General features: G+C 62.8%; 11 protein-coding genes and 1 pseudogene. 7 read left to right on the forward strand and 5 right to left on the reverse strand.

From position 1 onward, the window contains the following. Positions 1-14: 14 nt before the first annotated feature. Positions 15-428 (reverse strand): SMU1112c/YaeR family gloxylase I-like metalloprotein, encoded by a 414-nt coding sequence (gloA2, locus tag HHA01_RS14285; protein WP_141321888.1) that lies wholly within the window; start codon positions 426-428, stop codon positions 15-17. 49 nt (positions 429-477) lie between these two features. Continuing rightward, entirely contained in the window at positions 478-1,533 is a 1,056-nt protein-coding gene (gene hisC, locus HHA01_RS14290) for a histidinol-phosphate transaminase (RefSeq protein WP_141321890.1), read from the reverse strand. Positions 1,534-1,653: 120 nt separating this feature from the next. Between hisC and HHA01_RS14295 the strand changes: the two genes are divergently transcribed. The 3 genes from HHA01_RS14295 to radA all read left to right on the forward strand — a co-directional run bounded on the left by HHA01_RS14295 (position 1,654) and on the right by radA (position 4,584). Further along, positions 1,654-2,550, forward strand: coding sequence for an AEC family transporter (locus tag HHA01_RS14295; RefSeq protein WP_141321892.1), 897 nt, complete (start codon positions 1,654-1,656; stop codon positions 2,548-2,550). Positions 2,551-2,660: 110 nt separating this feature from the next. After that, complete coding sequence (locus HHA01_RS14300; protein ID WP_141321894.1) at positions 2,661-3,113, forward strand: copper resistance protein NlpE N-terminal domain-containing protein; 453 nt, start codon at positions 2,661-2,663, stop codon at positions 3,111-3,113. Positions 3,114-3,201: 88 nt separating this feature from the next. Further along, positions 3,202-4,584: a DNA repair protein RadA gene (gene radA, locus HHA01_RS14305; RefSeq protein WP_141321896.1), complete on the forward strand. Its 1,383-nt coding sequence runs from the start codon at positions 3,202-3,204 to the stop codon at positions 4,582-4,584. A gap of 12 nt (positions 4,585-4,596) precedes the next feature. Here the strand turns inward: radA and HHA01_RS14310 are convergent, their stop codons facing one another. Both HHA01_RS14310 and HHA01_RS14315 read right to left on the reverse strand, forming a co-directional pair. Then, entirely contained in the window at positions 4,597-5,403 is an 807-nt protein-coding gene (locus tag HHA01_RS14310; protein WP_174787741.1) for a metal ABC transporter permease, read from the reverse strand. Further along, positions 5,400-6,128: a metal ABC transporter ATP-binding protein gene (locus HHA01_RS14315; protein WP_141321898.1), complete on the reverse strand. Its 729-nt coding sequence runs from the start codon at positions 6,126-6,128 to the stop codon at positions 5,400-5,402. The genes HHA01_RS14310 and HHA01_RS14315 overlap by 4 nt, the downstream gene beginning before the upstream one ends. A gap of 129 nt (positions 6,129-6,257) precedes the next feature. Here HHA01_RS14315 and HHA01_RS14320 point away from each other — a divergent pair, with 129 nt between their 5' ends. The 4 genes and pseudogenes from HHA01_RS14320 to HHA01_RS15100 form a co-directional block, all read left to right on the forward strand. Beyond that, the gene (locus HHA01_RS14320; protein WP_246053920.1) at positions 6,258-7,256 is read left to right on the forward strand and encodes a zinc ABC transporter substrate-binding protein; all 999 of its coding nucleotides are present in this window, start codon (positions 6,258-6,260) and stop codon (positions 7,254-7,256) included. A gap of 78 nt (positions 7,257-7,334) precedes the next feature. Continuing rightward, positions 7,335-8,042 (forward strand): metal-binding protein ZinT, encoded by a 708-nt coding sequence (locus HHA01_RS14325; protein ID WP_141321902.1) that lies wholly within the window; start codon positions 7,335-7,337, stop codon positions 8,040-8,042. Between the two features lie 100 nt (positions 8,043-8,142). Next, positions 8,143-8,304, forward strand: coding sequence for a transposase domain-containing protein (locus HHA01_RS15095; protein WP_170214890.1), 162 nt, complete (start codon positions 8,143-8,145; stop codon positions 8,302-8,304). Positions 8,305-8,501: 197 nt separating this feature from the next. Further along, positions 8,502-8,837, forward strand: a pseudogene (locus HHA01_RS15100) (transposase); the annotation flags it as partial. A gap of 571 nt (positions 8,838-9,408) precedes the next feature. On the opposite strand, the gene HHA01_RS14875 reads toward HHA01_RS15100, so the two are convergent. After that, positions 9,409-9,615: hypothetical protein (locus tag HHA01_RS14875; protein ID WP_218023818.1), on the reverse strand; the 207-nt coding region annotated here is incomplete at its 5' end.

Genomic DNA, 9,615 nt, shown 5'->3' on the forward strand with positions numbered 1-9,615 from the left:
CGATGCCCTGGCCTTCAGGCGTTCACTTCATAGAGCTCGATGGGGGTACCGTCGGGGTCCGCGAGAAAGCTGAAACGTGCTCCGGTGAGCTCATCCACGCGCACGGGTTCCGCTTCGGCACCGCGCGCCTGCAGCAGGCTGAGGCAGGCATCCAGGTCCCGGGTGGCCAGGGCCAGGTGGCGCAGGCCGCAGGCTTCGGGGCGGCTCGGGCGCGGCGGCGGTGCGGGGAAGGAAAACAGCTCCAGCTGAATGCCGCCCGGTAGCCTGAGATCCAGCTTGTAGCTGTCGCGCGCCTCACGATAGGTCTCCTCGATGATCTCGGCGTCCAGGACGTCGAGGTAGAAGCGACGAGCGCGCGGATAGTCGGCGGTGATCAGGGCCACATGGTGTACACGTTCGAGCGGCAAGCGTTGCGTGGGCTGGGTCATCGTAGGTCCCGTGCAGAAAAGGCCCCGTGCAGGGGCGGCGTTTCAGCCATCAGCGGCAGAGTGACTCCAGGGTTTCCACCAGCGAGTCCATTTCGTCCTCGGTGCCGATGGAGATGCGCAGGTGATTATTGAGCATCTCGGTATTGAAGTGACGCACCAGGATGCCGCGCTCGCGCAGGCCGACGAACAGCTGGGCGGCGTCGAGCGAGGCGTGGCTGACCAGCAGGAAGTTGGCCTTCGAGGGCAGGACCTGAAAACCGAGTGACTCGAGACGCTCGCGAGTCCGCTCGCGGGTGGTGATGACGGCCTCGCGGCAGGCCTCGAAATGCTGGCGATCCTCCAGCGAGGCGATGCCGACGGCACTGGCCAGGCTGTCGATGGGATAGGAATTGAAGGAGTCCTTGACCCGTTCGAGCCCCTCGATCAGCTCCCGGGAGCCTACCGCATAGCCCAGGCGCAGTCCGGCCAGGCTGCGCGACTTGGAGAAGGTGCCGGTCACCAGCAGGTTGTCATGCTCGGCGACCAGCGGGATGGCGCTTTCCCCGCCGAAGTCGGCATAGGCTTCATCGATCAGCACCACCGAGTCCTTTACCCGCGAGAGCAGGCCCTGGATCGCCTGACGAGCGTGGCCATGGCCGGTTGGCGCATTGGGATTGGCAAAAATGGCGCCGCTGCTGTCGGTGGTGAACGCCTCCAGGTCGACGCGCCACTGAGCATCCAGAGGCAGGGCACGCCGCGTGACATCAAAGAGGCGACAGTAGACCGGATAGAAGCTGTAGGTGACTTCCGGCATCTCCAGGGGGCGCCCGTGGCAGAAGAAGGCCTGGAAGGCGAGTGCCAGGATTTCGTCGGAGCCGTTGCCGACGAACACCTGCTGCGGCTCGACACCCAGCTCCCCGGCGAGCGCTGCGCGGAGTGCACTGGAATCCGGATCAGGGTAACGCCGCAGATGGTCCACCGGAAACTCACGCAGCACGGCCTCGACGCCCGGGGCCGGCGGGTAGGGGTTCTCGTTGGTGTTCAGCTTGATCAGCCGTTTGCGGGGCTGTTCGCCGGGCACATAGGGCGTCAGCTCGCGTACCTTGGGGCTCCAGAACTTGCTCATGGTCTCTCGCTCGCGGGAAATCGTGCGAACATGGTGACCCGCTCGCCGCAGCCGCGCAAGCCGCCAGGGTGTTAGGCTACTCGCTCGTGAAGACGCTTCGCTCGCCATGGATGACGCCGCATGCTTGCCCAGATTCTTGCCACTTTATTGCCGGTCTTCCTGATCGCCGGGTGCGGTAGCCTCTATGGACGTGTCCGGCGCCCGGACACTGGCAGCCTGAACACCCTGAACATGGAGCTGTTCGTGCCCCTGCTGGTGTTCGCGGCGCTGGCCGATCGCCAGGCACCGCTGGCCGATCATGCTCGCCTGGCCCTGGCGGGCAGTGTGGTGGTGCTAGGCTCCGGCGTGGTACTGTGGCCCCTGGCGCGCTGGCTGAAGCTGGACGTGCGCACCTTCCTGCCGCCCATGATGTTCAACAATGCCGGCAACATGGGGCTTCCCTTGATCGTGCTGGCCTTTGGCGAGGCGGCCTTGCCGGCGGCCGTGGTGCTCTTCATCGTGGAGATGCTGCTGCATTTTTCGGTGGGCCTGTGGATGCTCGACCCGCGTACGCCCCTGTGGCGGCTGTTGAGAATGCCGATCGTGGTGGCGAGCATCGCCGGGCTGGGTGTCAATGTCAGTGGCCTGGCACTGCCGCCCTGGTTGCTCGAGTCCATGCACATGCTGGGCGGGGTGAGCATTCCCCTGATGCTGTTCGCGCTGGGCGTGCGCATGCTCGACATCGATTTCTCCCAGTGGCGTCTGGGGTTGCTGGGGGCCGTGCTGTGTCCGCTGTCCGGTCTGCTGGTGGCGCTGCCGATGGTTCTGCTGCTGGACCTCTCGGGCACTGCGGCGGCCGCGCTGTGGGTCTTTGCCGCGCTGCCGCCGGCGGTATTGAATTATCTGGTCGCCGAACAATACCGGCAGCAACCGCATCAGGTCGCCTCCCTGGTGTTGATCGGCAACCTGGGAAGTCTGCTGGTGATGCCCTTGCTGCTATGGGTGGTGTTCGAACAGGTGCGACCAATGGCATCATGACCCATGGAACCTGGTAGCGCTCCGACTGTCCGCTGTAGGCACGACAGGTTATGCTATTGAACAGGCAGCCGTGAATGACGGCGCCAAGACCACTGGTTAGGAGAACGAATATGCAAATCAGGATGTTGCTGGCGGGTACGGCGATGCTCGCCATGCTGGCGGGTTGTGCGTCGGGCCCCACCGATCAGGGCACGAGTGACGCGGGCATGACCAGCACCGAGCAGACCTATCAAGGCACGCTGCCCTGCCGCAACTGCCAGGGAATCGATCTGAACGTGACCATGGAAGGCAGCGAGGAGAGCGCAGCCGCGCAACGCACCTTCGACCTGGAAGCGGCCTATCGCGGCCATCCGGAAAACCCGCCCAAGGAAACCTATTCCGGTAACTGGAGCGTCCTCGATGGCACCGCCGAAAATCCGGAAGCCACGGTCTACGAGCTGACGCCGAATGGTGACGGCCAGGTCTACTACTTCCTGCGCGTCAACCCGCAGACCCTGGAGCTGATCGATCCGCAGCGTCGTCGCTTCCAGAACAATGAGGCCCTGCGTCTCAAGCGGATGTGATGCGCGACACCGAGTGATGTCGAAGGGCGGCTGACGGGCCGCCCTTCGCTTGTCCAGCCCCGGAACGTATTCCCTCGACGAGATCCTGATGGCCAAAGCCAAGAGTGCCTTTGTCTGCACCGAGTGCGGTGCCGAATATCGTAAATGGCAGGGGCAGTGTTCCAGCTGCCAGGAGTGGAACACGCTGAGCGAGGTGCGGCTCTCCGCTGCGCGCCCCGGCGCCGCTGGTGGCAGCGGTGGGGGTGCCGGTCGCAGTGGTTACAGCGGAGCCGTATCGCGTGAAGTGGTCGACCTGGCCAATGTCGACCTCGGGGAGGTGCCGCGGCTGACCTCGACCTTCGAGGAATTCGACCGTGTCCTCGGCGGCGGCCTGGTACCGGGCTCCGCCGTCCTGCTGGGCGGCCACCCCGGCGCCGGCAAGTCCACCCTGCTGCTGCAGACGGCCTGCAAGCAGGCCCAGCAGCGCCGTGTGCTGTATGTCACCGGGGAAGAGTCGCTGAGCCAGGTGGCGATGCGCGCCCGGCGCCTGCAATTGCCGACCCAGGGCCTGCAGATGCTGGCCGAGACCAGTATCGAGACGATTCTCGGCGTGGCCGAGCGTGAGCGCCCGGATGTGCTGATCATCGACTCCATCCAGACCACGCACCTCGAGGATATCGCCTCGGCGCCCGGTGGCGTGGCCCAGGTGCGGGAGTCCGCCGCTGCCCTGACACGCTTCGCCAAGCAGTCCAGCACGGTGCTGATGCTGGTCGGCCATGTCACCAAGGATGGCACCCTGGCGGGGCCCAAGGTGCTGGAGCACATGATCGATGCCTCGCTGCTGCTGGAGGGCGGCGCCGACTCGCGCTTTCGCACCCTGCGTGGCCTGAAGAACCGCTTCGGGGCCGTCAACGAGCTGGGTGTGTTCGCCATGCTCGAGCATGGCCTCAAGGAAGTGAAGAACCCCAGTGCCATCTTTCTGTCGCGCAATGAAGAGCAGGCCCCGGGCAGCCTGGTGATGGTGGTCTGGGAAGGCACTCGGCCGATCCTGGTGGAAGTCCAGGCCCTGCTCGATGACTCGGCGCTGGGCAATCCGCGGCGCGTGGCCGTCGGGCTCGACCAGAACCGGCTGGCCATGCTGCTGGCCGTACTGCACCGCCATGGGGGCCTGTTCACTGGTGATCAGGACGTCTTCCTCAACGTGGTCGGCGGGGTCAAAGTACTCGAGACCAGTGCCGACCTTGCCGTGCTGCTGGCCGTGGTATCGAGCCTGCAGAGTCGCTCGCTGCCGCGCGAGCTGGTGGTCTTCGGCGAAGTCGGCTTGTCCGGCGAGATTCGCCCGGTGCCCAGCGGCCAGGAGCGGATCGTCGAGGCGGCCAAGCATGGCTTCAAGCGTGCCATCGTGCCGCGCGGCAATGCCCCCAAGCAGTCTCCCGAAGGCATGGAAGTGGTGCCCGTCGACAAGCTGTCCGATGCACTGGAAGCCCTGTAACAGCCACCCGGATCACTGTGCATGCCGGCGTGCACGAGCCTGGCCGACCAGGCTGGACAGCATGAACAGTACGGCCGCCAGGCTGACGATGGTCGGCCCGGTCGGCGTATCCAGCCAGTAGGCGGCCTGCAACCCGCCCGTGGTGGAGCCGGCACCGAACAGCGCGGCCAGCAGGGCCATGCTCTCCGGGGTGCGACTGAAGGGGCGTGCCGTGGCGGCGGGGATGATCAGCAGGGCGGCAATCAAGAGCACGCCGACCACCTTGAGAGCGACCGCCACGACCACGGCCAGCGACAGGGTCAGAATCCACTGTTCGCGCCCGGGATCGATGCCGCTGGCGCAGGCCAGGTCGCTGTTCAGCGTGGCAGTCAGCAGGCTGGACCAGCGCCAGCGCATCAGCCCCAGCACGATGACGGCGCCGGCCCAGATAATCGCCAGATCCAGCTTGCCGACGGCCAGGATGTCGCCGAACAGGTAGGCCATCAGGTCGATCCGTACCCCGGAGACGAAGGACACGGCGACCAGCCCCAATGCCAACGCCGAGTGCGCCATGACACCGAGCAGGGTATCCATGGCATAGCCGCGGCCACTCAGCGACGAGACCAGCGTGGCCATGATCAGGGAAGTGACCAGCACCCCGGCCAGAATCGAGGTGGAGAGTACCAGCGAGAGGGCGACGCCCAGCACGGCGGCGTGTGCCGTGGCATCGCCGAAGTAGGCCATGCGTCGCCATACCACGAAGCAGCCCAGGGGAGCGGCGGCCAGGGCCACGCCGATACCCGCCAGGGCGGCACGTACCAGAAAGTCATCCAATATCATGATGCCAGCTCCTGGAGTGTCGGTCGGGGGCTGTGGTCATGGTGATACACGGCCAAAGCATCCGGCACGCCCTGGCCGAACAGGGTCTGGTAGGCCGCCGAGGACGCGACACCTTCCGGCGTGCCCTCGCAGCATATCGAGCGGTTCAGACAGACCACGCGGTCCGAGGTGCGCATCACCACATGCAATTCGTGGCTGACCATCAATACCCCGCAGCCCAGCTCGTGACGCACGGACTCCAATTGATGATAGAAGTCGATGACACCCTGCTGGTCCAGCCCCTGGGTCGCTTCATCGAGAATCAGCAGGTCCGGTGACCCCAGCAGCGCCCGTGCCAGCAGGATGCGCTGGAACTGTCCCCCTGATAGCGAACTCATCTGAAGCTTGCCCAGGCCCGCGGCGCCGGCGCTCTCCAGCGCCTGGTCGATGCCCGCCCGAGAGTGTCGGCCGGGGAGCCGCATGAAGCGATCGACGGTCATCGGTAGTGTCGCGTCAAGGTGCAAGCGCTGGGGCACATAACCCATCACCAGCCCCGGGCTGCGTCGAATCCTGCCCCATGCCGGGGACAACGCGCCGATGATGGTTTTCAGCAGTGTGGTCTTGCCCGAACCGTTGGGGCCGACGATGGTGACGATCTCGCCTCTCCCCAGGGTCAGGTGAATGTTGTCGAGGATTGGCTGGCCGCCAAGATCGACATCAAGATTTTCGATGGTCAGCAATGTCATGAAGCACCTGCCGGCAATTTTCGAGCGTTGCCAGGCCGATCGGTTTGTCTGGTCGGCTTGACAGAAACGTTATGTTATAACATAAATACGCATCGCTCAATTGCGCTTCACCTGCTGATCAAGGAGATCATGATGTTGCGAGTCCGTTATTGGGGGGTGGCCCTGCTGGGAGCCGGAGTGCCGGCCATGGCCACCGCTGATGTACCCGATGTGGCAGTTGATATTCCACCGCTGCATTCGCTGGTCGACCGTGTGATGGGCGATCTGGGCTCTCCCGAGTTGGTGATCCAGCCCGGCGCATCGCCGCATGGTTATTCCATGCGACCTTCCGAGGCTTCCGCCCTGGAGCGCGCCGATGTGGTGTTCTGGGTCGGTGAAGCACTGGCGCCCTGGCTGGGGGAATCGATCGACAGCCTGGCCGCTGATGCCGATAGCGTGCCCCTGCTGGACGTGGAGGGCACCCGGACCCTGGACTTCCGTCGGGGGGCCACCTTCGAGGCGCATGATCACGGACACGCTCATGAAGGACATGACCATGAGCACGATCACGCCCACGCCCACGCCCATGAAGGACATGACCACGCAGCGCATGGTCATTCCCACGACGGCACGGATCCGCACGCCTGGCTGGATCCTGCCAACGCCCGGGTCTGGCTGGACGCCATCGCCGAGTCACTGGCGAAGGCCGATCCCGAGCATGCCGAGACCTATCAGGAAAACGCGCGCCTCGGCAAGGCGGAGCTCGATGAGCTGATCGCCGATCTTCAGGCGCGTCTCGAAGGCACCCACGATACCCGCTTCATCGTCTTCCACGATGCCTATCAGTATTTCGAACAGCGCTTCGATCTCTCCGCTGCCGGCGCCATCTCCCTGGGTGATGCCTCGGACCCCAGCCCGGCACGTATCGATGAGCTGCGTAACACGGTCACTGAGCTGGGCGTCGACTGCGTCTTCAGCGAGCCGCAGTTCACCCCGCAGCTGGTCGACAACGTCTTCGGCCCGACAGGTGTGAACACTTCCATCGTGATCGATCCCCTGGGGGCCGACCTGACGCCTGGTGAGTCACTTTACCCCAGGCTCTTGCAGCAGTTGGCAGAGGGTGTCGCCGACTGTGCATCGGCCACCTGATCCGCCTCTTCCCGGAACGGCAGTCTTTACGCTCGGGGCGAACGCCCCGGCTCAATGCAACCATCAAGGAGAACTTCGATGAATCCGACGTATGTCAAACCTGCAGGCATCCTTGCCCTTGGCCTGCTGACCATGACCGCTGGCCCGTTGGCCCTGGCCCAGGAGAGCGGCGACTCGCATCAACATGACCATGAACACAGCCATGATCATGCCCACGACCACGACCACGACCACGACCATGATCATGACAGTGATATCCATGCGGGCTACTTCGATGACAGCCAGGTCAAGGATCGCGCGCTGTCCGACTGGCAGGGCGACTGGCAGTCGGTCTACCCCTATCTGCAGGACGGTACGCTCGATCCGGTAATGGCCGACAAGGCGGAGAAGAGCGATGAGAAAACCGCCGAGGAATACAAGAAATACTATGAGAGAGGCTACGAGACGGATGTCGATCGCATCGTGATCGATGGCAGCACCGTTGCCTTCCATGAGGATGGTGACACGATGTCCGGCGAGTATGCCTATGATGGCTACGAGATCCTGACCTACGACGCCGGCAATCGTGGCGTGCGTTACATCTTCGAGCTCGAGGAAGGCGGTGACGAGCTGCCGGACTACATCCAGTTCAGCGACCACAGCATCTTTCCCACCGATGCCGGCCACTACCACCTCTACTGGGGGGATGATCGCGCCGCCCTGCTGGAAGAGGTCACGAACTGGCCGACCTACTATCCGTCCAGCCTGAGCGGGGAGGAGATCGTCCGTGAAATGAAGGCTCACTGACGCAGGCGTCGGGGTAGGGCAATGCTAGTCAGTTAAGCCTATTCTCAATCAGCCGATCATGAGACCTTCCCGTGTCAGGCCCACTGACATGGGAAGGTCCATGCACTTCAGCAATGCCCTAGATGCCATAGCCCAGGCGGCACCCGAGGATTCCTCCAGCCTCTCCGAGGTGCTCTCGCCCGAACTGATCGATACCTGCCTCGAGGAAGCCGGCGTGCCCCCCCTGCGCAAGCGACGCCTGTCGCTGGACATGGTGATCTAAACCGTGGTCGGGATGGCCTTGTTCCGGCATATTCCGATGGGACAGATCGTCAATCACCTCGACATCGTGTTTCCCGGCAAACACCCTTCGGAGCTCAGTCTTCGACAGGGTGGCGAGCAGTGAAAGGGAACTGACGCCCTAGCTTATAGCCAGCACCCCGGATCACTCTCTGACCCTGTTTGACCGAGACTTCCATTCGTTGGGAAATCGAACTGGGCTACCGGGAAATGAAGCAATCCCTGTTGAATAACCGCCTGACGCTGCGTAGCCGGACACCGGAGAAGGTCTTCCAGGCGCTCTGGGGCACCTTGCTGGCCTACAACCTGATCCGCTTCCAGATGGCCTGCATGGCCTATAGCCTGGATGTCGTGCACCTGAACCAGCTCCGCTTCCACCAGGCCTCCTGCTGGCTCATCAAGGAGTTGACGATCCTGCCCTGGGTCTCGCCGGGGCGTGTGCCCGGCGTGATGCAGTCGATGTTGGATATAGCACTGTCCTTCGTTCTACCAGCACGACGCGAGCGACCCTATCCTTGATCGGTCAGGCGCCGACCACAGGAATACCCAGCCAAGAAAAATGCCAATCAGCGTTAACTGACTGGCATGACGCCAACTGACGGGCCAACCTCGCATCTGTATGGACTTCTCATTCCCCCGTCACGAGTCGCCTCGTCACGAAGCCACCTTAGCCCCGTCATACTGCAGGCAAATGACGACGTGAAGGCCGATACCGGAACGCTTTGGGCTGGCCGCCCATAGCCGGCAGCAGGCGTCCAACGAGGCTGGGGGCCATGCTATGAACCTCGCTCTCTATCCTCGGCGTTTCGATATGGTAGGCTCCGAAGAAAGCCGAGCTTTCCCTACAAGCGACGATGTACCGCTGGGAGACGCTCAAGCAGATAGCGACGGATACCGACTAGCCGGAAAGGCAGAGGCTAGGTGGTACCAGTGCGGAAGGCTCCAAGGATAGGAGGTCACCTTGAGAAAACACAAAGAATTCTTCATGCGCTGAGACACGGATGAAAAATTCAAAGATGGAAGTGTTAGAGGTAATATTTAGAGTAAATGTCACTATGTCTTCATTGACATTTTTTCTTTTTATGTGCTAAACTAAAATTCGTTCTTTAGCGTTTTGAGCTTCCAAGTTAGATGTTTGACTTGTAGGCTTAGTCGGGCGATTAGCCAGACTCAATATATTGCTTGCTTTTATGACCGCAGATGACTGCTGCGGATCTACATTCGCAAGCTCATTCCGATCCGCAGCAGTCATCTGCGGCCGGTTCAGGTAAAGAGCAAATTTGTAATTTATAAC

Origin of the sequence: Halomonas halmophila (genome assembly GCF_006540005.1) — a bacterium.
GTDB classification, from domain to species: domain Bacteria; phylum Pseudomonadota; class Gammaproteobacteria; order Pseudomonadales; family Halomonadaceae; genus Halomonas; species Halomonas halmophila.